The sequence below is a fragment of the Rheinheimera soli genome (assembly GCF_021290985.1).
Taxonomy (GTDB): domain Bacteria; phylum Pseudomonadota; class Gammaproteobacteria; order Enterobacterales; family Alteromonadaceae; genus Pararheinheimera; species Pararheinheimera soli.
The window spans coordinates 37,500-63,558 of sequence record NZ_JAJOYU010000005.1 but is presented as its reverse complement, the minus strand read 5'-3'; the positions used below and the strand labels follow the sequence as shown (position 1 = coordinate 63,558).

The following is a 26,059-nucleotide window of genomic DNA, read 5'->3' as shown; positions in this document are numbered from 1 at the left end:
AAAACCAATAGCAACACCAGCAGCTACTTAGGTTGTAGCTGCTTAATCAACTGCTGATGAAAACGCTCCGGGTGCTGAATATGCGGCGAATGGCCTAAATCAGCAAAAGTAATCAAAGACGCATTCGGCATAGCTTTTACTGCCGCAGGACCAAGTGTGGCGTAATTGCCAAGCTTGGGCTTAAGTTCAGCTGGCGCTATATCTTTGGCGATGGCGGTATTATCCAACTCGCCAATCATCAGTAGCACAGGCATCTTCAATTGACCAAATTCGTACAACACCGGCTGGGTGAAAATCATCTCTGCCGTTAAAGCTGAATTCCAGGCCACCTGCTCTTTGCCCTCCCCATTGTACATACCGGCCTGCATCTCCACCCAGCGGTCAAACTCTGGTCGCCACTTGCCAGCATAATAAGTACTTAGCTGATACTGTTTGATACCAGCAGCAGAGGTGTTTAACTCACGCTGATACCACTGATCCACAGTACGATAAGGCACACCTAAAGCTTTCCAGTCTTCCAGCCCTATAGGATTCACCAGCACCAGCTGCTCTGTCTCGTTTGGGTATAACAAGGCAAAACGAGTCGCCAGCATGCCGCCCATTGAGTGGCCCATCACTGTCACTTGTTTGATATTAAGCTTGTCCAGCAAAGCTTTGGTATTAACCGCCAGTTGCTGAAAACTAAACTGGTACTGCTTTGGTTTGCTGGACTTACAAAAACCAATCTGGTCCGGCGCTATCACTCTGTAACCCGCTGCAGTTAAGGCTTCAATACTGCCTTGCCAGGTGGCGGCACAAAAGTTTTTGCCATGCAGCAGTAACGCCACTTTGCCATTGGGTTTTGCGGCGGGAACATCCAGATAAGCCATCTCCAGCTGTTGTTGCTGGCTGTTCACACCAAATTGCTGCACAGGGTAAGGATAGTCAAAACCTTCCAGTCGTGGGCCATACACAGCAGCTGTTGCCGCGGCAGGCAGCGCTGCGCTGACTAAGCCTAACAACAGAGATATCTGTACAAGTTTCAAATGACATCCTCACAAAAGTAATTTAATTCATAGAGTTACTTCTAAGAATACTTCAATCGGGTTAAGTTCAAACAGGAAGCAATCAAATACAGCCACTATGCCAGCTGCTTTTTATCTGAAAAAAAGTGCTGGCTATTTTCTGTTCAAGAAAAAATATAAAAAAAAGCAAGAGGGTAACGCATTTTGGCAAAATCAAGCTTCTGACTGTATCACTACAATGAATTTTGGGGGAGTTGGCAATTCGGCATTGACGTGGAGGAAGCCGGTAAGTTCAGCACCTTAACAAAAAGAGAATTTGGCGGTTTTCAGTGACTACAGCTTTTTGGCTGTATAGCTGGCCAGATCCTTGATTCAGGTGACTAATATAAATCAAGAGGGTATGGATAGATGAACAATAATAAGATATTTACCAGAACCGCAGTAGCAAGGGCTGTCACCCTGCTACTGAGTGGCAGCGTAGTTCTGCCACTTTATGCGCAGGAAACGCAACAAGCACAAGAAACTAAAGCTTCAGAGACAGCACCGGTGGAAATCATTGCTGTCTATGGCGTACGTTCCAGTCTGCAACAAGCAGCGGAAATTAAACGGAATTCGATGGGGGTGGTAGACGCCATCTCTGCTGAGGATATAGGTAAGTTCCCGGATACTAACCTGGCAGAATCTCTGCAGCGGATCTCAGGTGTGTCCATCAGCCGCACCAACGGTGAAGGTTCTGAAGTAACAGTACGGGGTTTTGGTGCTGACAATAATATGGTCACTCTGAATGGCCGTACTATGCCTGCTGCCAATACTTATGCTGCAGGTTCAGGTGCTGACGGCACCAGCCGTGGTGGTAGTTCCCGCGCTTTTGACTTTTCCAATCTGGCTTCTGAAAGTATCAGTGGCGTTGAAGTTTATAAAACTGGCAAAGCCAATATAGCCACAGGTGGTATAGGTGCCACTCTGAATATCAAAACGGCCCGCCCACTAGAGAATCCGGGTGGTGCAGCCAGCATAGGTGTCAAAGCAGCACATGACACCACCAACAGAGCGGGCGACGATATTACCCCTGAAGTATCAGGTATTTTCAGCCATGTCACTGCAGACGATAAATTTGGTGTCAGTGTCTCTGCCAGCCATCAGAAACGGGACTCAGGTTACACTGGTGCTACAGTCAATGACTGGCAGGTTGGCTACTGGGACGATCTCAATGCTCCAGGCCGACTCTGGAACAATGCCGATACAGAGGTGACAAACGCGCCGGCTCAAGGCCAACTGTATACACGTCCCAATGACATTCGTTATGCATTTTCAGATTCACAACGGGAACGTGACAATGCACAACTGACTTTACAATTCAGACCTTCAGAACGATTCACCGCAACTGGCGACTATACTTTCGCCGAAAATAACATAGTTGAACACCGTGGTGAGATCACCAACTGGGTGCAAACTGGCAGCAATATCAAAGAAGTTGAATTTGATAACAATGTTGTTAAAACCCCTACTTACATTAAAGAAGAGTATGCAAGTACTGTCGATGAAGGTTACGAGCAGCAATGGCGTGAACAAACCAATACCTTGAAATCTGTGGGTGTAAATTTTGAGTATCTGGTTAGTGATGACCTGACTCTGGAATTTGATGCTCACGACTCCAAGATGCACAGCCGCGGCACTGGCCCACGTAATTCTGGTGAATTAGCCGTAGGTTTGGGTGCTCCTATCGTCGAATCCCGTGAATGGTTTTGGGGTATGGATTTACCTACTTATCTGAACGTATATAACGATGCAGCTCCGGGTAAAGGTGCCAATGCCAACGGTATGGTCGATGCGGGTGATGTAGGTTCTTCTATTGGCCGTATTCGTAACGCCAGTCAGGAAAGCGATATTCAGCAATTTAAGCTGGATGCAAAATATGCGCTGGACGATGGCCATTTCGACTTTGGTGTGGAAATCCGTAATATGGAATCCCGCACTCTGCAAACCGCTGGTAATAATATAACCTTAGGTAACTGGAACGTTGGCAATCCAGGTGAGTTTGGTGATCTGATCCAACCCTTTGATTTACCGGGTGAATTTGATGACTACAACACCTTACCGGGTGGTTACGGTTTTATTGCCGACCCACGCGCTTTGTACACTGCAGCTTTGGCTTTATACCCTGGTATTCCAACAGCCTCTGAAACAACTTATTCTGCTGACAATATTGTCAAAGAAGACACTATGGCGGCTTATTTCCAGGTGGCTTTGGCCGGTGAAATCGGCAAGATGCCTTTTGATGTGTTAACGGGTTTGCGATATGAAAAAACTGAGTCTGAGTCCAGCTCGCTGGTCAGCAGAACCTTTTTCCGCTGGGAAGACAACAATGATATTGTTGCTTATGCAGACAGCACTACTCCGGCACAACCTTTCAATGCCGAAAATAGCTATGACTACCTGTTGCCAAGCTTAGATTTTACCTTACATCTGAGTGATGATGTCATCAGCCGTTTCTCCTTTAGTAAAACTATTGCCCGTGCCGGTTTAGGTAGTTTAGGTGTATCCGCTTCGAACTTTGGTGGCGGTGGTGGTTCAACACTTTTGGGTGCTCAACCTACAGCCAACGCTTCTAACCCTGGGCTGTTGCCGCTGGAATCGTCTAACTACGATTTATCGCTGGAATGGTATTACGACAATGGCAGCTATATGTCCGCTGGTTTGTTCCAAAAGGATGTAGTGAACTTTATCGGTAGCCGTCAGGTTGATCAGCCATTGCTTGGCATTCTTGACGTGACTGGAGGCCCACGCGCTATTGCCGCACTGCAGGCTATTCGCGATGCTGGTTTCCCGGTGGATGACACTCATCTTTATGCGATGATGGTCTTCACTGAATACCGTAACCATCCGGATATGATTGCCGAGTTTGGCGCAAATCCTCAGTTTACCGGTACACCTGAACAAATAGACTTCCTGGCCAACAATGCAGGTTTTGATTTAATTGCCAATCCTGATGATCCGGAAATGGAATTTCGTACCAGTACACCTGATAACAACAGGGCTGCCAAAATACATGGTGCCGAGTTAGCTATTCAGCATTTCTTCGGTGAAACAGGTTTTGGTGTGCAGGCTAACTATACCTTAGTACGAGGTGATATCGGCTTTAACGTCGCGGCTGACCCAGGCGAATCTCAGTTTGCATTGTTAGGTCTGAGCGATACAGCCAACCTGATTGGTATCTATGAGAAAGAAGGCTGGACTGCCCGGGTAGCGTGGAACTGGCGCGACAAATACCTGGCTGAAGTGAACAAAGGTGGCTCTAACAACCCACGCTTTGAAGAAGCTTACTGGCAACTGGACGTCAACCTCGCCTATGATGTGAATGAGCAACTGACCGTCTTTGTTGAAGGTCTGAACCTGACAGGTGAAAACAGTCGCTCTCATGCCCGCAACGAAGCTATGTTGTGGTATCTGACTGACTTAGGTGCGCGCTACCAGATTGGTATGCGTTATGACTTTTAACCTGTCATAAACTTATGTTGTTTTACAGGGAAAAGTTGCTTATGCAGCTTTTCCCTGCTCTGCTGTACATGCTGATACCTAAGAAGTCACAGGATTAATAATATGACCAGGCATGTGTTACTGAATAATATCGATCATCAAAATAGCCGCGTTATCCACTACTTTGGGCCTGAGTTTGGCGACAATTTACCCAGCGCTCTGGTGTTTCCCACTGAATTTATTGAACTGCAAAAAGAATATCCCATACTGCTTCGCAAAGATGACCCACAAGGGGCCTACCAGGCCATAGCGTTGTTAGGTTTTTCCAGAGAAGAAAACCTCTACCTGAACGAGCAGCACCCTATAGGTTGGGATGCCCGTTATATTCCGGCCAGTATTGAGAAAGGTCCATTTTTGATTGGCTTCCAGCGATCCATGGGGATGCAGGACGAAGAACCCAATGCTGTGGTGCATATTGATATGAGTCACCCAAAAGTCAGCACAGCACAAGGCCAGCAATTATTTTTATCCCAAGGTGGCAACAGCCCTTATCTGGAACATATTTCCGCCCGGCTGCAAACTATCCACCAAGGTACAGCTTTAGCTGCCATTTTTTATTCTGCTCTGGAACAACTGGAGCTGGTGGAGAGCGTGACTATTGAATTTGCTCTGCAGAACGGCGACAAAATCCGTCTGCTGGGGAACTACTGTATTAATGAACAACGGCTGGCAACTTTACCTGCGGATGCCCTTGCCAAGCTGCAGCAGTCCGGTTTTTTAGCGCTGATTTACGCCATGGTGTTTTCAATGGGCAATATTCGCCATTTAATCGAGCGCAAAAATAGCCTGCAGAGCCAGCAATGACGGATAACGCTATGCAGCAAATTACCCGTCAGACCAAAACTGTCTACTGCCAAAGCGGCGTGATCCCGCCTGAAGTATTGTCAGGCGCTGAACCTGTGATCCTCAAAGGTCTGGTCAGTCACTGGCCTTTGGTGCAACTGGGTCAACAAGGTTCTGCTGCTGTGGTGGATTATCTCTGTAGCCACTACAACGGCAAAGCCACCCAGGTTTTTTATGGCGAGCCTGCGTTGAACGGCCGCTATTTTTATGATGAAAGCTGCAGCAAACTCAATTTTGACACCCGAATGGGCCAGGTCGATCAGGTGCTGAAACAAATTTTGCAGTGGCAACAGTTGGAACAGCCCCCTTCTGTTTATATAGCCTCTAATTTACTGCAAACCCATTTCCCGACCTTAGGGCAACATAACGATATTCAGTTGCCCAAACCTGCAGTCAATTATCAGACAGAACCCGACAGGGTCAGTATCTGGCTGGGAAATAAATCTCTGTCAGCCTGTCACTATGACTCGTCAGAAAATCTGGCCTGTTGTGTATTGGGTAAACGACGCTTTACCTTATTTCCGCCGGATCAAATCAGTCATTTATATCCGGGGCCTTTAGAACCGACCCCAGGCGGTCAGGTCATTAGCATGGTGGATTTCGACAATCCGGATTTAGAACGTTTTCCTGATTTTCCAAAAGCCATAGCCGCAGGCCAAATTGCCGAACTTGAGCCTGGCGATGCGCTGTATTTACCCAGTATGTGGTGGCATCAGGTAGAAGGCTTAAGCAGCTTTAACATTCTGATTAACTACTGGTGGAGCACAGCACCACGCTACACAGGTTCAGGTATGAATTTGTTGTATCACGCTCTGTTATGCCTGCGTGATAAACCAGAACATGAACGCAAAGCCTGGCAGGCCGTGCTGAACCATTACATTTTTGACGACCCGCACAAGGCCGGGCAACACTTGCCGAAACAGGCCCGTGGTGTACTGGGCGAGCTGGACGAAATGCAGGCCAGGCAACTGCGCGCCATGCTGTTAAACAGGCTCAATCGCTGATCAACCGCTAAAAACTATAAAAATCAAAGGGGATAGACAATGCAACAAGTGAAAAAAGTAGTGATTGCAGGTGGCGGTACCGCAGGCTGGGTTGCTGCTGCAGCCTTGTCCAAACGTCTGAAAGGCCTGATAGATGTGGTGCTGATCGAATCCGAGGAAATTGGCACTGTCGGCGTCGGTGAATCCACAGTACCGCCGGTGCAACTCTTTCACAATCTGCTTGGCATAGACGAGCAGGAGTTTATGAAAGCCACGGACGCTACGTTTAAACTGGCTATCTCTTTTGAAAACTGGGGCCAGACAGGCGATCAGTATTTCCACCCTTTTGGTGTCACAGGCAAAGGCAGTTTTTTAACTGACTTTCAGCACTATTATTTACACGGCTTAAAACAAGGTGTAGATGCGCCCTTTGGCGACTATTGCTACGAATTACAGGCGGCTAAATTACACAAGTTTGGTAAAACCGAAAAGTCGCAAATCAACTATGCCTACCATCTGGATGCTGGCCGTTACGCCCGTTTTCTTCGCAAGTTCAGCGAAGATTTAGGGGCAGTGCGTATAGAAGGTAAAATTGCTCAGGTGCAGCAGCATGTCAATGGCGATATCCGCTCCTTAGTGCTGGAATCAGGCCAGGAAATAGCTGGTGATTTATTTATCGACTGCACAGGTTTCAGGGCGCTACTGATCGAACAAACACTAAACACAGGATATGAGCGCTGGGACCATTGGTTACCTTGCAATAAAGCTGTGGTGGTACAAACCGAATCTGCAGCCACAGTGCCGCCTTATACCAGAGCTATGGCGCATGACAGCGGCTGGCAATGGCGCATCCCTTTGCAACACAGAGTAGGCAATGGCCTGGTCTATGCCAGCGACTTTTTATCCGACGAAAAGGCCAAACAACGCTTGCTAAATAACCTGGAAACAGCGCCCTTGATGGAACCTCGTTTCTTGAGTTATCAGACAGGACGCCGTAAAAAGCTCTGGAATAAAAACTGTGTAGCTATTGGTTTATCCAGTGGTTTTATTGAACCCTTGGAGTCGACCAGTATTTTCCTCTTTATGAGCGGCATTATCCGTTTATTACGGCTGTTTCCTTTTAATGGTGTTACTCCGGCTTTAACCGAAGAATACAACCAACAGTCTATTACCGAAGTGGAAAAAATCCGCGACTTTATTATTTTGCATTACCACCAGACAGAACGAAGCGACAGCCCGTTTTGGGATTACTGCCGCACCATGACAATTCCGGACACTTTGGCGCACCGTATTGAGTTATTCAAAGAAAGCGCTCACGCCTTTCAGACTGGCGATGAAATGTTCCGGCTGGAATCCTGGAGCCATGTGATGTTAGGGCAACGCTTGCAGCCCGACAATTATCATCAGTTGGTGGCGGGTTTGAGCCAAGGAGAATTAGGCCGCCATCTGCAAAGCATTCGCGAGACTATTAGTGCTGCGGTCGACAGATTGCCGTCACACCGTGATTTTTTGCGCCAGTATTGTCCGTCTAATCTTAGTTAACAAAACTTATGCAAATCACCAGGCTGACTATAGGCAATGAACAATCCCCACTTCTGGTGGTGGACAACTTTATTCCAGAGCCTGAAAGCCTGGTGGATTATGCCGCGAGCCGGCAGTTTCTGGCTAATTCGCCTTATTACCCAGGCATTCGCGCTGCCGCACCTGCGGCCTATCGGCAATTTATGCTGCACAGCCTGCAACAGACTTTGATTGAATGCTTTGAACTGCCAGCGACAAAGCTTGGCTTTTCGGTCTGTCATTTATCTTTGGTCACGACGCCACCAGAGCAATTAAAACTGCTGCAACGTATTCCACATTTTGATACTACAGAAAAACATGCGTTGGCAGCTGTGCATTATTTATTTCAGGGTAATCAGGGGGGAACGGCTTTTTACCGGCATCGAAAAACAGGCTTTGAATGCATAGATGAAAGCCGCACGCGGGAGTATTACCTTTCGCTGGAAAGCGAAAATAACGGCCCTGATTTGCCTAAAACGACAGATGGTTATATTCAGGGCGATACGCCATTGTTTGAACAGATAACACAGCAGCCCGGCGTATTTAACCGGCTTATTGTGTATCGCCGTCATGCGCTGCACAGCGGCGTGATTACCAAAGAAACCAGTTTATCAGCCGACCCATTATTAGGCCGACTGACCATCAGTAGTTTTATTGACCCGGCTTAAATGAAGCTGCAGCTTCAAGGACGACGGGTATCCTGACGAAGACAGTACCGGATCAACGCCTGCCTGATACTTTGCTTGGTACTGAGAAACAGAAGAGGGTAAACAACACTTTCTGCAGCCGAAACCCGATAAATCGCTCTCAACTGAAGCTTAGGATCAAGGTAGTCGTGGTATGTAGTTAAACCAAGGTCAGCCGCTTCCTCGCACAAAGGAGCGCTGGCCGGATAGTTTTTTATTCTGTTCTCAAAACCACTAATAAAACTATCCAAAAGCGCCAGAGCAGCAGCCTGGCCTATATGCCTGGCTACATAGTGAAAATGGTCATAGAGCTGATCCCGGAAAGTCTGAGTGTACTCAAACTTCATTATTGCGGTCATCGATCAGCCCTTGTAACCCGGCTCTAAGGTCGGCAGAAGATAGGGTCCGGCCCGCTTTCACATCTTTTTCAGCAAAAGACAGTAATCGCAACAAGGCCATCTGCTCTTGCTGCATTTCAAATTGAACAGGATCCTGAACCACGTAAAGGGGCTCGCCGTTTTGTGTAACAAGCACGGGTTCAGACACATCCATCGAAGCTAACTCTTTCTTAAAAGCCGAGACCGTAGTGACGCGTGGCGAAGCAGACATAACGCTCTCCAGTAATTAAACACAACAGCCTCAGCATAGTTCTAACTCAAGCTAAAGTCCATATACAGGCCAAATATGGACATGCATTGTGGTTTTCACCAAACTAAGGCTTTAGCTCGGCCTCAAAAGGTCCTGCTGGTAAAGCTTCGCTGTTATAAAGCACAGCCTCTGGATTGTCGGCCCAAGCATAACGTACTTTTACTGGAGCTTTGATATCAGGGTGTGACAATAGCAGGTGCTGATCTTTGAGCTGAACTTGTGCCCAACGATATTTACCATCAGCGCCAGCTATAGCGAAACTGTTCCCGCTGTTTTTTAACTCCAATCCCTGAGCACTATGATTAAAACTTAGCTTCAGTTGCTGGCCTTCAGCAGTGACAGAGGCCAGTTCAGGCCCCCGGTATTCCACTTTTTCGCCCAAAGCCACAACACGGGCTGCCAACGCCAGCCGCTGGCCTAAGGTCTTTTTATCAACCGGATGAATATCATTCCATTCGCCCTTATCAATAGCCACCACCATAGCCGTATTGGCTTCAGACAAGCTTTGACGCTGCGCTTCACGTAAGCCAGCCCAACTGCTGTCTTTGGGCTTCTGAGTTTTTTTCAGGTAATTAGCCAACTGCACAAATAAAAATGGAAACTGGTTTTGCTGGCCTGTCCCTTCTGCCCACTTGGCGCGCCAATCGCGGATCATGGCAGTGAAACGTGGTTGATAGTCTTTATAAGCACCCACATTAGATTCACCCTGGTACCAAATCACACCTTTAATCGGCAAAGAGGTTAAAGGAGCAAGCAAACCATTGTATAAACCCAAAGGTTTCCAGCGAATAAAAGTATCGCCTGGTAAATTTTTTGCCTCAGCTGCTGTTTGCATTTTCCACTGACCAGTCAGAGGTAGCGGATTAGCATCTGTGCCTATCCAATAAGGTTTATCAGGTAGCAGACCGGTTTTTCCATTGGTCGCTGTCACCCGCACTGCAATCAGGTTAGTGCCGGCTTTCAGTGCTCCGGCTGGCAATTCATAACGGCGTGGCGGATACATATAAGTGGTATGACCCACTGGCTTGCCATTGATATACACCTCATCGGCATCCACTATCGAACCCAGCCGTAAAATGTTGGCTTCTTTGGCTTGTGCTGCTGTTAGTTCTACTGTCTTTCGTAACCACCAGGTTCCGGTAAAAGGCTCGGGTCTGAAGCCCGGCACTGTGAAGCTTTGCCAGTTGCTGTCGTCCAAAGTCTCACTGAACCAAGGCGTCTTACTGGTCAAACCCGGGTCACGGCGTTTTAGATCAGCATGCCATTGCTCGTTTTTTGCTTTATCTGCATCCGTGACGGCCTGAATATGTTTGTCGTCGCGAAATTTAATACCTTCAGCCAAAGCTTCAGGAAAAGGCTGCAAAGCTTCTTCACTCATCCAGGCTTCGACAGGTGAGCCACCTAAGGCATTGTTTAAGATGCCTATAGGCACGCCGTTATGCTGAAACAATTCACGACCAAAATAAAAGGCTAAAGCAGAGAAGTTGTCGATGCTTTTTGGGCTGGCAGCCACCCATTTGCCACCACTAAGATCCTGCTGAGGCGCTTTAAAGTTGTACTCTTGCGGCACTTTAAACTGACGGATCAGCGGGTAGTTGGCACTGGTTAAATCTTGCGGATAAGCTTCAGCCACCCGCGCCATTTCCAGTTCCATATTGGACTGGCCAGACGCCACCCAAACATCACCAAAATAAACATCGTTCAGCTCAATTTGGTTACGGCCTTTAAAGCTTAATTGATGTGGCCCACCAGCCTGTTGGGCTGGTAATTGCAGTAGCCAGCGACCCTCTTTTGTTTTTACCTGCCCTACTAACTGGCCATTAAAACGCACTTCAACAGTTTCATCCGCATCAGCCCAACCCCAGAGCGGAATAGCCGTATCCCGCTGCAATACCATGCCCTCGCCAATCAACTTCGGCAGACGAATATCGGCATGGACCAAAGGGCTTAGCAGTAAAGCAGTAGTGAGTAAAATTCTTAACATAAAAACATCCCTTTTAGTTACCGCATTGTCCCTGGCCTTCATTTTCTGCCAGACGCACCTTAGCCAGCTGCAGTTTTAAACCTGCTGTGGCTTCAATCACCAGCGGCTGACTGATTTTAGTCAGATCAAAAGCGCTATTGGCTTCAGTAAAACAGCGCAGTGGTATCTTCACACTGTTCCAGCCTTTACCCAGCATACCGGCAAAATGACCAGTGAAATCCAGAGTGGATTGGCAATTTTCGCCGCAATCCATGCCCAGTGTCACTTTACCTGGCGTCATAGCAACCACCTGATATTCCAGTTCCAGCGTCATATCGCCATTGGCCTGACGGCTTAAATCCAGAGCCACGCCCTGCGTATGGTTTAACACCACAGCCGCGTCTTGATGGAAGCTCAAGAGCACTGAGTCTTCCTGTTGTAATCTGTCTGTGGCCGCAACCTCGATAGCGCCGTTAGCTGATTTTTGCAGCGGCTCTGTCACCACTGTCACTTGGCCTTTATCTAACAATTGCAACTGCCAAGGATTAACCGCTTTGCCCGCATGCAGATAACGACTGAAGTTCAGCACCTGATCGGCACTGATACCAGATTCTTCACTGAGCTTCGCCAGTTCGGTTTTGTCGCTGTACGTCAGGCCATAACCATAAGCAAACTGCGGCTGATAATTTTTGTCGCCCAAATTCAGCAACTCGCCCGTCGCTTTTGCTGGCCAGGAGAAGGATAATTTGCCTTGAAAATCATGCCGTATTTCACCTTCAGGCGAACGGACCAACAGATCCGCCACAGCACCACCTTCACTGCCTGGTAAAAAGGCAGCGACAAAAGCATCAGACTGATTCAACTCAGGATTGACCCACAAAGGCCGGCCGGACAAAAACACCGATACAGTGGGAATACCCAGAGCTTTTAATTCAGTCAGAATTTGCAAAGCACGGCCATCGTCAAAGGCCAAATGACTGCGATCGCCAACAAATTCGGCATAAGGTTCTTCACCAAAGACCACAACGGCCACATCAGGTTTATCAGTAAAACGACCATTTTCGCTCAGTTCAGCTTTGCCGCCACGAGCTTCCACTGCCTGTTTAATACCGGCATAAATAGATTCACCATTTGGGAAGTCCGTGTTTTTATTACCTGAACCCTGCCAGCTTAAGGTCCAGCCGCCGCTTTGTTTGCCTATATGATCGGCGCCATCACCAGCCACCAACACCTTGCTGTTGGCTTTGAGTGGCAGCAATTGTTGGTTGTTTTTCAGTAACACCAGGGATTTACGGGCCGCCTGACGTGCTAAAGCTTTATGCTCTGTGCTGCCCAATAATTCATAACGGCCAGCCAAAGGCCGCTCTGAAGGTTTCACCTGCTCAAACAAACCCATTTCGGCTTTGATCCGCAGCACACGACTAACAGCTTCATCCAATCGCTCTGTCGAAATACGGCCATCTTTCACCTGAGCTAAAGTGTTCTGATACAACTTCTCCCAGCTGTCCGGTGCCATAAACATATCCAGACCGCCGTTCAGTGAATTAGCGCAGTCTGTTGGCGTGCAGCCCTTCACCTGACCATGACCATTCCAGTCACCGACCACAAAACCGTCAAAGCCCATTCGATCAACCAATACATCGTTCAGCATAGGCCGGTAACCATGCATTTTTTCGCCAAACCAGCTGTTGTAAGACGCCATCACCACACGGGCGCCGGCTGCTATAGCTGTGTAATAAGGCGCACCATGTAAATCACGCAACTCTGCTTCTGTGTGCTGATTGTCACCCTGATCTTTGCCATCTATGGTGCCGCCATCACCGAGAAAATGTTTAACAGTCGCCAGCATATGCTGGCCTTTTAAAAAGTCGGCACTGCCAGGAACACCCTGAATACCTTGCAAAATATGAGGCGCATAAGACGCCACCAGTTGCGGATCTTCGCCATAAGATTCATAAGTGCGGCCCCAACGGTCGTCCCGTACTACGGCAATAGTAGGAGCAAAGGTCCAGTCCAAACCAGTCACCTGCATTTCAACAGCAGTCACCCGGCCTATCTCACGTAGCAGTTCTGGCTCACGCATAGCGCCTAAACCAATATTGTGCGGAAAAATAGTAGCGCCTTTGACATTACTATGGCCATGCACTGCATCTGTACCCCACATAGCTGGTATATAAGGCCGGCCATCGCTGGTATCTGTACTGGCTAACCAAAATGCATCCGCCAGTTCCAGCCAGGCTGCTGCACCTGCTCTATTGTCCCGGCCAGGAGCTGAGTTACCGCCATTGAGTACAGACCCCAGATAATAATCCCGCACTTGCTGCGGCGTAACCGAAGCAATGTCCGCCTGAATAATCTGCCCTACTTTTTGTTCAAGGCTCATTTGGCTCAACAGAGTTTTGATTTTGTCTTCTATGGCTTGACTGCGGGCTATAGGAGGCTGCTGCAAAGGCCAGTTAGCTGGCGTAATCACTGGTTTTTCTGTTGAGCTTTGGCTGGCCGCTTGTTCAGGAACAGCTTCAGGCGCCTGAACTGCGGGCTGACCACAGCCAGTTAAAGCCAGGCCACCGGCCAATACCAATAAACCTGTGCTGAGTTCTTTCCGCTTATTTACCTTTGCCATTACCATCACTCCTGCCAGCCAATTCATTAATAAATCCGCGCCTGACTTAAATAAGCCTTAGTAGCGCTGACCTCTGTTATGTCACCTTTGATGTTAAAACTGCCATTCAGCCGGATATCTGCTGAAGAGCTGCCAATCATCAATTTAATTTCGCCGGGTTCGACCACCCAGTTCATTTGTTGATCAAAAAACGCGAACAGGTTCACAGGCAATACAAATTCAATATGAGCCTGTTGACCTGGTTTTAACGGCACCCGCTGAAAACCTTTGAGCTGCTTTATTGGCCGTGTGACGCTGGCAACAGGGTCCTGGATATACAGCTGCACCACTTCAGTGGCATCAAATTGACCGCTGTTGCGAAGGGTCATACGAACAGTGACTTCACCATTGGCTTGGGCCTTGCTATCGTCAATCTTCAGCGCGCTGTAGTCAAAACTGCTGTAACTCAGGCCATGACCAAAGGGGTATAAAGGGCTGATGTCGTCAAACAGGTAACCCCGCTTGGCAGACACTTTGTGGTTGTAGTAACTCGGAACATGGCCGGCACTACGAGGAAAGGTCAGAGGCAATTTACCGGAAGGGCTTACATCGCCAAACAAAACATTAGCCAAGGCTGAGCCGGTTTCCTGCCCCAGATACCAGGCTTCGACAATAGCAGGCATAGACTCCGCTAACTCACCCAAAGCCAAAGGCCGGCCATTAGTCAACACCAGCACCAGCGGTTTACCTGTCGCCAGAATAGCTTTGGCTAACTCCAGTTGATTACCAACCAAATCTAAACTGGTGCGATCGCCTAAATGGCTATCAGCCCAGGCTTCGCGTGACAAACCTTCGTTTTCACCCAGCACCAACACCACAGCATCAGATTTTTTTGCCAAAGCCACAGCTTGCTCCAGCAAACCTTTGCGATCGGCCTCATCCGTTAAACGAATATCGTCATAATTCCAGCGCTGCATTGAATAGGTGCCTGCGGCTTTACTACGATCGGCAATATCGCTGGTGACAAAAGCGGCTTGTTTAGCTGGGGTTTGAGTTAAAGCTTTTGTCAGTTCTGTGCCTGGGGCGAATTCCACTTTGGCTTTGCCCTGCAACTTTTGCTTTAAGCCATCGACAATACTGACGGTCTGGCGCGGAATACTGCTGTAACCCCCTAACAATACTTCATCGGCATGAGGGCCAATAACGGCCAGTTGTTTGATTTTGTCGGCTTTTAGCGGCAAAGTACCGTCATTTTTCAACAGCACCATAGATTTTTCTGCCACCTGACGGGCAAAAGCACGATCTGAATCTGCGCCCACTATGCCATTGGCTTTGCTGGCATCCACATAAGGTTGTTCAAACAAACCTAAACGGAATTTCAGCGCCAATACCCGCCGTACTGCTTTGTCTATTGCAGCTTCATCCAGCTGGCCGGATTGGACCAGGCCAGTTAAATGCGGAAAAGTTTTTGGATCCGGAGTTTCCATATCGACCCCGGCTAACAAAGCTGCTTTGGCTGCTGCGGCTTCGCTTTCATACAAACTATGCCTGGTATTGAGCTCTTCAATGGCAAAGTAGTCGCTGACAATCACGCCATTAAAGCCCCATTGCTTGCGTACCACATCTTCCAGCAACGGCTTATTCACATGAGAAGGAATACCGTCAATTTCATTGTAGGACGCCATAATACTGCTGGCATGCGCCAGTTTTACCGCTGCTTCAAAAGGCGGTAAAAACACTTCATGCAGTTCACGCTCACCGATAAAAGCAGGGGCAATATTGACCCCTGCAGCTGGCTGACCATGACCTGTCAGATGCTTTAAGGTCGACACTACTTTATCTGCGGCAAAGGGGCCTGTTTTACCTGTTTTGCCCTGAAAACCTTCCACTGCTGCCACACCCATGGCTGACATCAGGTACGGATCTTCACCCATGGTTTCTTCTATCCGGCCCCAACGCGGGTCGCGGGCTATATCCAGAATAGGAGTTAAAGCCCAGTGCGAACCCGTAGCGCGCATTTCACGGGCAGACAAGGCATATACATCATGCATATCTTGTGGCGACCAGCTGCTGGCAAGCGCAATAGCTTGTGGAAAACTGGTGGCATCAAAAGCGGCATAGCCATGCAAAGCTTCTTCATGCATCATGGCTGGAATGCCCAAACGGGTGTTTTCCTTTAACCAGCGCTGCAGAGCATTATTAAATTCAGCGGTTTGTTGTGGGGTTTTAAATTCACTGGGGCGGCCTATATGACCAATACCCAGTGGTATTAATTCTTTGGCTTTGTCCGGCAAAAACCGCAGATCTTTATCTTCCAGAGTGCGACGTTTTTGCCAGACGGTTTGCAGCTGCGCGACTTTTTCTTCCAGCGTCATGCGGGACAATAAATCATCCACCCGCTGCTCTGTTGGCAAACTGGCATTTTGATAAGGCTGCTGAGCCGAAGCCGCAAAAGCGACTCCTAAACCCAGCACCGCGGAGAGAAATTGTTTGCCCACTAGAGCCTCCTTTGAAATACCTGATTAATCCCTGTAGGGCTTTAAGGTCTGAATTTTGCCGTCAGCGTCATACTGAATTTCCGCCATTTTGACTGAACGTAAATGAGTGACACCTTCGGACAAAATAGAGTCGTGATAAAACAGATACCATTTGCCTTCAAATTCACAGATGGAATGGTGAGTGGTCCAGCCCACTACAGGCTCTAAAATCCGGCCCTGATAGGTAAAAGGTCCGTAGGGGTTATCGCCTGTGGCATAACATAAAAAGTGGGTGTCACCTGTGGAGTAAGAAAAGTAGTATTTGCCCTGGTATTTATGCAGCCAGGACGCCTCAAAAAAGCGTCTGTCTGTATCACCTGCCAGAAGCACCTTGCCTTGTTCATCCAAAATCAGTACTTCACGTGGCGCTTCGGCAAACTCCAGCATATCGTCGCGTAATTTTGCTACTTTTGGCCCTAATGCCGGTTCAGCGGCAGCAGGTTCTGCATTGTCAGCCTTGTACTCATTGTTACGGTAGTTTTGTAACTGCCCACCCCAAATACCGCCAAAATACATATAAAAACTGCCGTCATCGTCTTCAAATACCGCTGGGTCTATTGAGTAACTGCCTTCAATAGCTTTTGGCTGAGCTTTAAAAGGTCCAATGGGTGAGTCGGCCACAGCCACACCAATCTGGAAAATACCGTCTGGCTTTTTGGCCGGAAAATAAAAGTAATAGGTGCCATCTTTTCTGGCTGCATCCGGTGCCCACATCTGACGTTCAGCCCATGGCACGTCTTTGATATGCAAAGCCACGCCATGATCCACAGCGGCGCTTTCAGGGCTATCCAGCGACAACACATGGTAATCCTGCATACCAAAGTGATCGCCGTTGTCGTTAAAGGGAATACCAGCCTCAATATCGTGCGACGGATAAATGTAGATGCGGCCGTCAAACACATGAGCCGAAGGGTCGGCCGTATAAATGTGTTCCACTAAGGGCTGCGAAATAGCTTTGGCTTTCAGGGCCTTTAAATCTTCAGACATACCACTTACTCCGCTTGTGCTAAACCAGCAGCAGCGCGACGTTCATTCAGCTCCTGCTCAATCTGGTTTTCTTTGTGTTTGTTAATTTCATAAAGGCAAACGCAGGCCACACCCAACAGGAAAGGTATTGAGGCAAACAGGCTGACCGATAATTTAATGCCGTTAATAGTGTCAGGTGCCTGAGCGGCCAACTGAGCGTCGTAACCAAAGTGAGCCAGAATACCAGCCACCAAAGCACCACCTATGCTCAGACCCAGTTTCAGGCCAAAAATCATCGCAGAGAAAATAATAGCGGTAGCGCGACGATGGTTTTTCCATTCGGAATAATCCGCCACATCAGCAATCATGGCCCACAGCAGTGGAATGGTGATGCCGTAGAAAAAGCCATGTAAAAGTTGTGAGGAAAACACCAGACCTATGGCATCAGACGGGAACAGATAAAACGCCATCACAAATAAAGTAGAGATAAAAAGAGCTACAGCAAACACATCTCTTTTGCCAAAACGATCAGCCAAAGGTTTAGAAAAACCTATGCCTAAAATCATGCAGATAATGCCACCGGCATTAAATAAACTAAAACCTGAAGTCGCCGCATCTTTAGGCCAGAGGAATTCAGTCAGCCCCATACCGGTCAGCATAGCGTTTAAACCGGCAATAAAAGCGTTAAAACCAATATCTTCCAGAAATACAGCGACATGCTGTTCGCTTAGATAATTCTCGAAGTAAAAAATATACATGCCGCCTTTCAGTGCCAGGGTAATAAACACCAGCACGGTCAACACCAGCATAATGACCCAGGGCCGGTTCTTCAGCAGGTCGCCAATGTCCTGACCAATAGTTGAGCTTTGCGCGCTACAGGTTAAAACCCGCTCTTTGGTGGTGATAAAAGTAATCAAGAAAAACACAATACCCACACAGGCAAACAGCGTCATGGTGTTTTCAAAACCTACTGCTTTATCGCCATCGCCCAGAATCAGCACCAGCGGTAACAGCAGGGCCTGAATAATAAATTGCGCCACCATCACAGCAACAAAACGGTAAGCCGACAAACTGTTCCGGTCGGCCATATTGCCGGTCAAGACACCACTTAAGGCTGAATACGGCAGGTTATTGGCTGAATACACCAGCACCAGCACTACATAAGTAATAAAAGCGTAAGCAATTTTTCCTTCTGGACTGAAATCCGGCGTACTGAAAGCTAACAGCGCTATCACGCCAAAAGGGATGGAGGTCCAGAGGATCCAGGGTCTGAACTTGCCCCAGCGGGTTTGAGTGCGGTCGGCGATAATGCCCATAATGGGGTTAAAACAAGCACCAATTAAACCACCAATAAAAATGATAGTAGCGGCTGCCCCGGCTGGTATTTGGTAAACATCTGTGTAGAAAAAAGCCAGGAAGGTCATCAGGGTTTGAAAAATAAGGTTGGCCGCCAAATCCCCGAGGCTATAACCGATTTTTTCGGTCACCGATAATTTTTGTACTTCTGTTTGCATATCAATTCGCCTGTTGCAGTTTCATGCCCGCTTAAAGCAGGCTGTTCTTTTTATAGTTGTTCTGTTGCCACTGCTGCTGCAAGAGCTGCGGGCAAGCCAGTGTTGCTGTTTTTTCTGACCTTAACATACATCGACAGTTGCCAAAGCGGACTAACGGAATGTACTGAAAGAATTATGATTTTTAACAAGCTGGCTGTATTTCAGTCAAACAGAACTTATGCTCAGGCTATGCGCTAAGTCTATGCGCTCACCGACAGGAGTTATTATTTTGCAGCACAGCAACGAGCCATCCGTTTCAGAAGACAACAAGGTCTTTATTTTGTTTATCAGCTTAGTCGCCACTATAGGCGGCTTTTTATTTGGTTTTGACAGCGGCGTGATCAACGGCACAGTCGATGGTCTGCAGCAGGCCTTTAACTCAGAGAGTGTGGGCACAGGCTTTAATGTGGCCAGTATGCTGCTGGGCTGTGCTGTAGGTGCATTTTTTGCTGGTCGCCTGGCCGATATCAGCGGCCGTAAAACTATATTGTTGCTTGCAGCTGTGTTTTTTATTGTCAGTGCCTGGGGTTCTGGTATTGCCGAAGGATCGTTCGAGTTTGTGATTTACCGTATTTTAGGTGGATTGGCCGTAGGCGCAGCGTCGGTCATTACCCCGGCTTATATTTGTGAGGTAGCACCAGCCCGCTACAGAGGCATGCTCACTACTTTGCAGCAAATCGCTATTATCTTTGGTCTTTTTATGGCTTTTGTCAGCAATTACCTGCTGGCCGAAGTAGCAGGCGCTTCTACTTCTGCCTTATGGCTGGACTTCGCCGCCTGGCGCTGGATGTTCTGGATAGAACTTGTCCCTGCAGTGCTCTTTTTAGTCATGCTGTTTTTTATTCCTGAAAGCCCACGTTTTCTGGTGCTAAAAGGTAGCAACGAAGCAGCGGCGGCAGTACTGACCCGCTTGTATGGCAGCGATGCCGCCACCCGTAAACTCGCTGAAATTCAGCAATCCTTAACAGCTGACCACCAACCCCGATTGGCTGATTTAGTAAGTAACCAAACAGGTAAAGTACGCAAAATTGTTTGGGTAGGTATTGGCCTTGCCAGCTTTCAGCAACTGGTGGGCATCAACGTAGTGTTTTATTACGGTGCCGTATTGTGGCAAGCCGTCGGATTTTCTGAATCTGACGCCTTACTGATCAACGTCATTAGCGGCGGTTTAAGTATTGCTGCTTGTGTTATTACGCTGCTGATTATCGACAAAGTAGGCCGTAAACCTTTGCTGAAATGGGGTTCAGTGGGCATGGCTTTGACGCTTGGCCTGATGGTGATTTGTTTTGCCAATGCGGGCCAGGACGAAAACGGCAATCTGCTGCTTGGCGACTGGGGCACAGTAGCTCTGATCAGTGCTAACGCTTATGTGTTCTTCTTTAATATGTCCTGGGGCCCTGTGATGTGGGTGATGCTGGGCGAAATGTTCCCGAATCAAATTCGTGGTTTAGGCCTTGCTGTCAGTGGCTTAGCACAGTGGAGCTGTAACTTCCTGATCACCATGACCTTCCCTTTACTGCTGGCAGGCATTGGTTTGGCCGGAACTTATGGTCTTTACACACTAGGCGCCGCGCTCTCAATCATCTTTGTGATCAGGATGGTGCATGAGACCAAGGGTACTGAATTGGAAGATATGCAGGGTTAAAAACCCCGCGTACTTGAAGCCGCAACGTTGTTGACTACGCTACTCGCCCCAGTCACATAGGACAACTATGCTCCTGGGGTCTCGCTCGCTTGTCGCCTAGTTGCAACTCCAATTACTTTGGGTTGAATTTCCGGCATTCGATTTGAACGTAAAACAGACGGGGATAAACCCCGCCCCTACTGTGGTATTAGAAAAGAGAGCGAGTTTATGAATGTCTTTCATCTGACCAATAAAGCTGGCGACCAGCTAAGTATTCTGGAACGTGGCGCAGCTATGCAACACTGGTCTACTGCGTTGGGCAATAGCAACCGCGAACTATTGCTGTGTTATCCACAACCCGAGGATTATGGCCAGGACTGTTTTTATCTGGGCGCTTTGGTTGGGCCCTATGCCAATAGAATCAGTAAAGGCCGCTTGATGATAGGTCAGCGGCTTTACCAGTTGGAGCAAAACGAAGGTCAAAATCAGTTGCACGGTGGCTCCTCAGGTTTGCATCAAATGAACTGGCATGTAGTAGAGCAACAAACTTCCAAACTGGTTCTTGGCTGCGAAATGGCGGATGGTCAAGGGGGCTACCCGGGCCCTGTGTCTTTTCGCATCACTTATCAATTATCAGACCAAAGCATTTTAGATGTTTTGTTGGAAGCCAGCAGTGATGTCACTACTCTGGTCGGTCCCACTCTGCATCCATACTTTAATTTGTCCGCAGACAAGGCAAGCATAAACCAACATCAACTTTGCCTGCATGCAGCTCATTACGCTGTAGTGGACGCGCAAAGCATTCCTACCGGCCAGCTACCCAAAGTGCAGGGCAGTGCTATGGATTTCAGCTGCGCCAAAACACTGAATAGCATTCGATTGGATCATAATTTTGTGGTCAACGGTAATTTGCATCAGCCCGCGGCTGAATTAATCAGTCCAGACGGTTTGTTGCGCTTGAAAGTAAGTTCTGACTATCCGGGCTTGCAGGTGTATACAGGGGATCACTTAAGCGGGCCATTCAAATCACGACAAGGCATTTGCCTCGAACCCCAGTTTTTCCCGGATTCACCGAACCAAAAAGGTTTTCCATTTCACTTTACCAGCCCCGGCCAACCTTTTAAGGCACGGATCCGCTATCAGTTAGAAAAAGCAGGTTAACAGCTGCAGTTGTATTGATTTTTAATTTACTTATCGGAGTCATCAAATGCGATCTACCTCACTTTGTTTTATGTTGTTCAGCACCCTTCTTGCGGGCAGTGTGCTGGCAGAAAACCAAAGCACCTCTCTAAAGCAAGCCTACAGCCCTTATTTCAGTGTAGGAACTGCATTAAGTGAACGCCAAATACGGGGTCAGGAGCCTGGTACTCTGGATCTGGTGAAACAGCAGTTCAATGTTTTAACGGCCGAAAACATCATGAAATGGGAAGCCATTGAACCTGTTGAAGGCCAGTTCAACTTTGCCGCCGCCGACGCCATGATTGAATTCGCCGAAGCCAATAATATCAAAGTGATAGGCCATGTATTGTTATGGCATGAACAAACGCCAGCCTGGGTATTTCAGGACGCCAAAGGCCAACCCGCTTCAAAAGAGCTGGTGTTATCCCGACTGAAAAACCATATCAACGCCGTAATGGGCCGCTACAAAGGCCGTATTCAGGGCTGGGATGCGGTGAACGAAGCTTTAAACGAAGACGGCACTTTGCGCCAATCCAACTGGTATAAAGCCTTAGGCGAAGACTATATAGCCACAGTGTTTGAAATTGCCCACAAGGCCGACCCTAAAGCTGAACTTTATTACAACGACTTCAATTTATTTAAACCTGAAAAACGTGACGGCGTATTAAAACTGGTTGCCGCTTTAAAAGCGAAAAATGTGCCTATACACGGCATTGGTGAGCAAGGCCATTACAGCCTGGATTACCCAGAGCTGCAGCAAGTGGAAGACTCGATAGTGGCTTTTGGCAAAACAGGGTTACCTGTGATGATTACCGAACTGGATATCTCAGTGCTGCCATTTCCTGATCCAGAAAACATCGGCGCTGACATCTCATTGAATATGAAGTTAAAGCAAGAATTTAACCCTTACGCCGCTGGCTTACCAAAAGCCGTCAGCGACCAGCTATCAAACAAATACCTGCAATTATTTGAACTGTTTTTACGCCACAGCAACGTCGTCCAACGGGTCACCTTATGGGGTGTCAACGACAGCCAAACCTGGCGCAACGACTGGCCCATGAAAGGCAGAACAGACTACCCCTTACTATTTGACCGGAAAAACCAGCCAAAAGAAGTGGTGCCGCAGTTGATCAAACTGGCGGAAAAGGCTGGTAAATAACTAAGCATAATTTTCAAAAGGCTGGGCTTGTCCCAGCCGGCTTATCTTCTATACCTTTACACGATCTGGCGTTCGCTGCAACGATAAGAGGATGTAACCAAGCAAAGCCTAATTACACACCATAGAAATTTCTCGCTAATTTGACATGTCACTTTGATGCAATATGATGAGTTTATGCTTTTCAATAGGATGCAGATAATGCCTGTCATCAGCCGCTTTTACGGCATTTTGATTGCCATGTATTTTAATGATCACAATCCACCGCATTTTCATGCAAAATATTCTGGCTATGAAGCGCTATTTGCATTTGATGGAACCATTCTGGAAGGGGAGTTGCCCAAAAGAGCAGCGACCTTTGTGCAGGAGTGGATAGGAATGCACAAAAGCGAGCTGGAAGAAAATTGGCGCAGAGCCAAAGCAGGTGAGCCCCTAAATTACATAGCACCACTGGAGTAAAGGATGTTGCATATAAAATCTGCAAAATACGTGGCTGATTACAAAATTTGGGTAGCCTTTGATGATGGCACTTCTGGCGAGGTCGATCTGGGTGGCGAACTGCATGGGCCAGTATTTGAAGCGCTGAGGGACGTCACCGTTTTTCGTAAAGTATCAGTGGATCCAGAGCTTGAGACTGTGGTGTGGCCGAACGGTGCAGATCTAGCCCCAGAGTTTCTTAAAGGGCTGCAAAACAAACAAAATCAGTCGAGGCCTTCAGCGCAGCTGCTTTGATCGTTATCTGGAGAATCTATTGTCAGGGCAAAGGGCAAGACCTGACACCAGATTTTTTTTCGTTCCCGCTTATGTGAGGCGTTAGTGCCCACTAGGAATAGAGGATTCTATGGAATATATAATTGGATTGTTGTCCTTTCTTGGGGGAATGGCGGCAGGCTACTTTGTCTCATACGGAAAAGAAAAGGGAAAAAATCGCGCGCTAAAGGAAGATATTGAAAATCTAGAAGAGCAAAAGCAGCAAGTTCAAGTTAAGTACACGAAGGAAATCGAAGAGCTTAAAAAGAACAACATACTGAATATCGAGTTGAGAAAACACAAGTACCAAGAGAAAAAGGATCAGTTTGCCAAGTTCTTCAACTTGCTGGATGAGTTTCATGCTAAAAGTAATGAGATATTCATGGAGCGTTTTGGTCCAATTTACTCTAGATTTATGCAGAATTACCTAGTAGCTCATGAGCCCTCACAAAACGAAGCTATAGCCGAATTCAACCAAAATATAATGACTCTCTTTAATGAGCTTAATCAAGAGCATTTAAAGCTGAGCACTGAAACAAATAGCATAAGACTGATCACTTCCTCTGTGCTTGACAAGCTTTTAGATAGGCTGAATGCCAAGGTTGGTGAAGCAACCAATACTGCTCAAGAGATGTTAAAAATGATGGCGAGCCCAGAGTTCTGGGCTGATCAAAGCATACTTCTACCGTTGCAGAAAGATGCTCAGGAGCAAGGGCGAGAAATTGTCACAATAAGAGACAACATTCGTAAACAAATGAAAATTGAGCTTGATCAAATATAAAAGCATTGCAGGTTCAGTGCCCCCATTGCCGCTTCTCAATCTTCGTTTGTCGATGATAGAAAAATCAAAACCAACTATTGGCACCAAATCCTTTCAAGGCGCGAGCTGTAATAGTCAAATAGTGATAAAGCAGGAAGAAAATAGGGCGCAGTAGCTTTCCTGCGCCCGGATAAAATACCCGGCAAGCCGGGCTACGACAGGGTTCGGGAGGCCTATCTGAACAACACTAAATTTACCTGGTTTTCCAGTAATTCCTGACGGCCGCTGACGGCTTTCGGGCTTAACTGTTCACGTTCAACCATAGCAGCCAAAGTTTGCAGTGAATGCTCGCTGCTTTGAATGGCTTTACCTAAAGAGCCATTCCAGCCGGCATAACGCTGAGCTACGGCTTGACCTAAGAAGTCTTTTTCAACCAGAACTGCAGCACGTTTCAGTGCCATAGCCAGGTGATCCATACCACCAATATGACCATGGAACAGATCGGCGCGGTCCATACTCTGACGGCGTAATTTGGCGTCAAAGTTGAAGCCACCAGAGGTGAAACCACCAGCTTTCAGAATTTCGTACATCACCAGGCTCAGCTCTTCTACGCTGTTCGGGAATTGGTCTGTATCCCAGCCGTTTTGTGCATCACCACGGTTGGCGTCGATGCTACCAAAAATGCCAAGAGAGATAGCTGTAGCCACTTCATGATGGAACGAATGACCAGCCAAGGTAGCGTGGTTGGCTTCGATGTTGACGGCGAATTCTTTTTCCAGACCAAATTGCTTCAGGAAACCATAGACAGTTGCTGAGTCGTAATCGTACTGGTGCTTGGTTGGTTCCTGTGGCTTAGGTTCGATCAGTAAAGTGCCTTTAAAACCGATTTTATGCTTATGCTCAACTACCATTTGCATAAAGCGGCCCAGTTGCTCACGCTCCTGACGCAGGTCGGTGTTCAGCAGGGTTTCGTAGCCTTCACGACCGCCCCACAATACGTAGTTTTCACCACCTAAACGCTGAGTTGCGTTCATTGCATGGAACACTTGCGTAGCGCCGTAGCTGAAGATTTCCGGATCCGGGTTGGTCGCAGCACCTGCAGCGTAACGTGGGTTACTGAATAAGTTGGCAGTGCCCCACAACAGTTTCACGCCAGTTTCAGCTTGCTTTTGTTCCAATACATCTACCATAGCGGCGAAATTGCTGATGTATTCTTTAATGCTGTTGCCTTCAGGCGCCACGTCTATGTCATGGAAGCAGTAATAAGGAATGCTCAGCTTGCTGAAGAATTCAAATGCTACGTCGGCTTTTGCTTTGGCTTGCGCCATAGCGTCACCGGCTTCTAACCATGGACGACCAAAAGTACCCTGACCAAATACATCCTGACCATTCCAGCAGAAGTTGTGCCAGTAGCAAGCGGCCATACGCAAATGCTCTGCCATGGTTTTACCCAGCACTACTTCGCTGGCGTTGTAATGTTTAAAAGCTAAAGGGTTGGTGCTGTCGGCACCTTCATAGGCAATTTTGTTAATCTGATCGAAATACTGAGCCATTTTGCTCTCCTGTGTTACATCAATTCCAATGCTGCTAATGGTGAGCATTGCAAGCCCGGTTCACAATTATGTTTTTTCAAAGCTACCTTGTGCTTTTGCTTTATTCAGGTCGTCTTTGCTATATCGGTTAGATACATGAACGGGCGGGGTAAACC

The 26,059-nt window shown here is 47.7% G+C and carries 20 protein-coding genes; 11 read left to right on the top strand and 9 right to left on the bottom strand.

Annotated features, from left to right (window positions below):
• Positions 1–23: 23 nt before the first annotated feature.
• A complete protein-coding gene (locus LSG37_RS05430; protein WP_233078914.1) occupies positions 24–1,025 on the bottom strand; it encodes an alpha/beta fold hydrolase in 1,002 nt (333 codons plus the stop codon).
• Positions 1,026–1,412: 387 nt separating this feature from the next.
• Here LSG37_RS05430 and LSG37_RS05425 point away from each other — a divergent pair, with 387 nt between their 5' ends.
• From LSG37_RS05425 to LSG37_RS05405, 5 genes are all read left to right on the top strand, one after another.
• The gene (locus LSG37_RS05425) at positions 1,413–4,502 is read left to right on the top strand and encodes a TonB-dependent receptor (protein WP_233078913.1); all 3,090 of its coding nucleotides are present in this window, start codon (positions 1,413–1,415) and stop codon (positions 4,500–4,502) included.
• A 102-nt stretch (positions 4,503–4,604) separates the two neighbouring features.
• Positions 4,605–5,345, top strand: coding sequence for a SapC family protein (locus LSG37_RS05420; RefSeq protein WP_233078912.1), 741 nt, complete (start codon positions 4,605–4,607; stop codon positions 5,343–5,345).
• On the top strand, positions 5,342–6,388 hold the full coding sequence (locus LSG37_RS05415) for a cupin-like domain-containing protein (RefSeq protein ID WP_233078911.1): 1,047 nt from the start codon (positions 5,342–5,344) through the stop codon (positions 6,386–6,388). The genes LSG37_RS05420 and LSG37_RS05415 overlap by 4 nt, the downstream gene beginning before the upstream one ends.
• A gap of 39 nt (positions 6,389–6,427) precedes the next feature.
• Positions 6,428–7,909 carry a tryptophan halogenase family protein gene (locus LSG37_RS05410; protein WP_233078910.1) on the top strand — a complete coding sequence of 494 codons (1,482 nt, stop codon included), beginning with the start codon at positions 6,428–6,430 and terminating at the stop codon, positions 7,907–7,909.
• An 8-nt stretch (positions 7,910–7,917) separates the two neighbouring features.
• Positions 7,918–8,595, top strand: coding sequence for a DUF6445 family protein (locus tag LSG37_RS05405; RefSeq protein WP_233078909.1), 678 nt, complete (start codon positions 7,918–7,920; stop codon positions 8,593–8,595).
• Positions 8,596–8,609: 14 nt separating this feature from the next.
• On the opposite strand, the gene LSG37_RS05400 is transcribed toward LSG37_RS05405, so the two are convergent.
• The 7 genes from LSG37_RS05400 to LSG37_RS05370 form a co-directional block, all read right to left on the bottom strand.
• Positions 8,610–8,972 carry a hypothetical protein gene (locus tag LSG37_RS05400; RefSeq protein ID WP_233078908.1) on the bottom strand — a complete coding sequence of 121 codons (363 nt, stop codon included), beginning with the start codon at positions 8,970–8,972 and terminating at the stop codon, positions 8,610–8,612.
• Entirely contained in the window at positions 8,950–9,222 is a 273-nt protein-coding gene (locus LSG37_RS05395) for a type II toxin-antitoxin system Phd/YefM family antitoxin (protein ID WP_233078907.1), read from the bottom strand. The genes LSG37_RS05400 and LSG37_RS05395 overlap by 23 nt, the downstream gene beginning before the upstream one ends.
• A gap of 103 nt (positions 9,223–9,325) precedes the next feature.
• Positions 9,326–11,245, bottom strand: a complete 1,920-nt coding sequence (locus LSG37_RS05390; RefSeq protein ID WP_233078906.1) for a sialate O-acetylesterase — start codon at positions 11,243–11,245, stop codon at positions 9,326–9,328.
• 13 nt (positions 11,246–11,258) lie between these two features.
• Positions 11,259–13,847, bottom strand: a complete 2,589-nt coding sequence (locus LSG37_RS05385) for a glycoside hydrolase family 3 protein (protein ID WP_233078905.1) — start codon at positions 13,845–13,847, stop codon at positions 11,259–11,261.
• Positions 13,848–13,873: 26 nt separating this feature from the next.
• Complete coding sequence (locus tag LSG37_RS05380; RefSeq protein WP_233078904.1) at positions 13,874–16,324, bottom strand: glycoside hydrolase family 3 N-terminal domain-containing protein; 2,451 nt, start codon at positions 16,322–16,324, stop codon at positions 13,874–13,876.
• A gap of 24 nt (positions 16,325–16,348) precedes the next feature.
• Positions 16,349–17,350 (bottom strand): glycoside hydrolase family 43 protein, encoded by a 1,002-nt coding sequence (locus LSG37_RS05375; protein WP_233078903.1) that lies wholly within the window; start codon positions 17,348–17,350, stop codon positions 16,349–16,351.
• A 5-nt stretch (positions 17,351–17,355) separates the two neighbouring features.
• Positions 17,356–18,843, bottom strand: coding sequence for an MFS transporter (locus tag LSG37_RS05370; protein WP_233078902.1), 1,488 nt, complete (start codon positions 18,841–18,843; stop codon positions 17,356–17,358).
• Positions 18,844–19,111: 268 nt separating this feature from the next.
• On the opposite strand from LSG37_RS05370, the gene LSG37_RS05365 reads away from it, so the two are divergent.
• The 6 genes from LSG37_RS05365 to LSG37_RS05340 all read left to right on the top strand — a co-directional run bounded on the left by LSG37_RS05365 (position 19,112) and on the right by LSG37_RS05340 (position 24,372).
• A complete protein-coding gene (locus tag LSG37_RS05365) occupies positions 19,112–20,527 on the top strand; it encodes a sugar porter family MFS transporter (protein ID WP_233078901.1) in 1,416 nt (471 codons plus the stop codon).
• 207 nt (positions 20,528–20,734) lie between these two features.
• Positions 20,735–21,667, top strand: a complete 933-nt coding sequence (locus LSG37_RS05360) for an aldose epimerase family protein (protein ID WP_233078900.1) — start codon at positions 20,735–20,737, stop codon at positions 21,665–21,667.
• Between the two features lie 46 nt (positions 21,668–21,713).
• Complete coding sequence (locus tag LSG37_RS05355) at positions 21,714–22,844, top strand: endo-1,4-beta-xylanase (protein ID WP_233078899.1); 1,131 nt, start codon at positions 21,714–21,716, stop codon at positions 22,842–22,844.
• A gap of 198 nt (positions 22,845–23,042) precedes the next feature.
• Positions 23,043–23,300: a DUF4160 domain-containing protein gene (locus LSG37_RS05350; protein ID WP_127685921.1), complete on the top strand. Its 258-nt coding sequence runs from the start codon at positions 23,043–23,045 to the stop codon at positions 23,298–23,300.
• A 3-nt stretch (positions 23,301–23,303) separates the two neighbouring features.
• A complete protein-coding gene (locus LSG37_RS05345) occupies positions 23,304–23,573 on the top strand; it encodes a DUF2442 domain-containing protein (RefSeq protein ID WP_233078898.1) in 270 nt (89 codons plus the stop codon).
• 109 nt (positions 23,574–23,682) lie between these two features.
• Positions 23,683–24,372: a hypothetical protein gene (locus LSG37_RS05340; RefSeq protein WP_233078897.1), complete on the top strand. Its 690-nt coding sequence runs from the start codon at positions 23,683–23,685 to the stop codon at positions 24,370–24,372.
• 212 nt (positions 24,373–24,584) lie between these two features.
• On the opposite strand, the gene xylA is transcribed toward LSG37_RS05340, so the two are convergent.
• Positions 24,585–25,904: a xylose isomerase gene (gene xylA, locus LSG37_RS05335; protein ID WP_233078896.1), complete on the bottom strand. Its 1,320-nt coding sequence runs from the start codon at positions 25,902–25,904 to the stop codon at positions 24,585–24,587.
• Between the last annotated feature and the right edge of the window lie 155 nt (positions 25,905–26,059).

What these genes read in the sequence shown, in the direction of transcription:
- LSG37_RS05425 (WP_233078913.1), top strand. Translation starts at nt 1,413, where the DNA reads ATGAACAATAATAAGATATTTACCAGAACCGCAGTAGCAAGGGCTGTC.
- LSG37_RS05420 (WP_233078912.1), top strand. Translation starts at nt 4,605, where the DNA reads ATGACCAGGCATGTGTTACTGAATAATATCGATCATCAAAATAGCCGC.
- LSG37_RS05415 (WP_233078911.1), top strand. Translation starts at nt 5,342, where the DNA reads ATGACGGATAACGCTATGCAGCAAATTACCCGTCAGACCAAAACTGTC.
- LSG37_RS05410 (WP_233078910.1), top strand. Translation starts at nt 6,428, where the DNA reads ATGCAACAAGTGAAAAAAGTAGTGATTGCAGGTGGCGGTACCGCAGGC.
- LSG37_RS05405 (WP_233078909.1), top strand. Translation starts at nt 7,918, where the DNA reads ATGCAAATCACCAGGCTGACTATAGGCAATGAACAATCCCCACTTCTG.
- LSG37_RS05400 (WP_233078908.1), bottom strand. Translation starts at nt 8,972, where the DNA reads ATGACCGCAATAATGAAGTTTGAGTACACTCAGACTTTCCGGGATCAG.
- LSG37_RS05395 (WP_233078907.1), bottom strand. Translation starts at nt 9,222, where the DNA reads ATGTCTGCTTCGCCACGCGTCACTACGGTCTCGGCTTTTAAGAAAGAG.
- LSG37_RS05390 (WP_233078906.1), bottom strand. Translation starts at nt 11,245, where the DNA reads ATGTTAAGAATTTTACTCACTACTGCTTTACTGCTAAGCCCTTTGGTC.
- LSG37_RS05385 (WP_233078905.1), bottom strand. Translation starts at nt 13,847, where the DNA reads ATGGCAAAGGTAAATAAGCGGAAAGAACTCAGCACAGGTTTATTGGTA.
- LSG37_RS05375 (WP_233078903.1), bottom strand. Translation starts at nt 17,350, where the DNA reads ATGTCTGAAGATTTAAAGGCCCTGAAAGCCAAAGCTATTTCGCAGCCC.
- LSG37_RS05370 (WP_233078902.1), bottom strand. Translation starts at nt 18,843, where the DNA reads ATGCAAACAGAAGTACAAAAATTATCGGTGACCGAAAAAATCGGTTAT.
- LSG37_RS05360 (WP_233078900.1), top strand. Translation starts at nt 20,735, where the DNA reads ATGAATGTCTTTCATCTGACCAATAAAGCTGGCGACCAGCTAAGTATT.
- LSG37_RS05355 (WP_233078899.1), top strand. Translation starts at nt 21,714, where the DNA reads ATGCGATCTACCTCACTTTGTTTTATGTTGTTCAGCACCCTTCTTGCG.
- LSG37_RS05350 (WP_127685921.1), top strand. Translation starts at nt 23,043, where the DNA reads ATGCCTGTCATCAGCCGCTTTTACGGCATTTTGATTGCCATGTATTTT.
- LSG37_RS05345 (WP_233078898.1), top strand. Translation starts at nt 23,304, where the DNA reads ATGTTGCATATAAAATCTGCAAAATACGTGGCTGATTACAAAATTTGG.
- LSG37_RS05340 (WP_233078897.1), top strand. Translation starts at nt 23,683, where the DNA reads ATGGAATATATAATTGGATTGTTGTCCTTTCTTGGGGGAATGGCGGCA.
- xylA (WP_233078896.1), bottom strand. Translation starts at nt 25,904, where the DNA reads ATGGCTCAGTATTTCGATCAGATTAACAAAATTGCCTATGAAGGTGCC.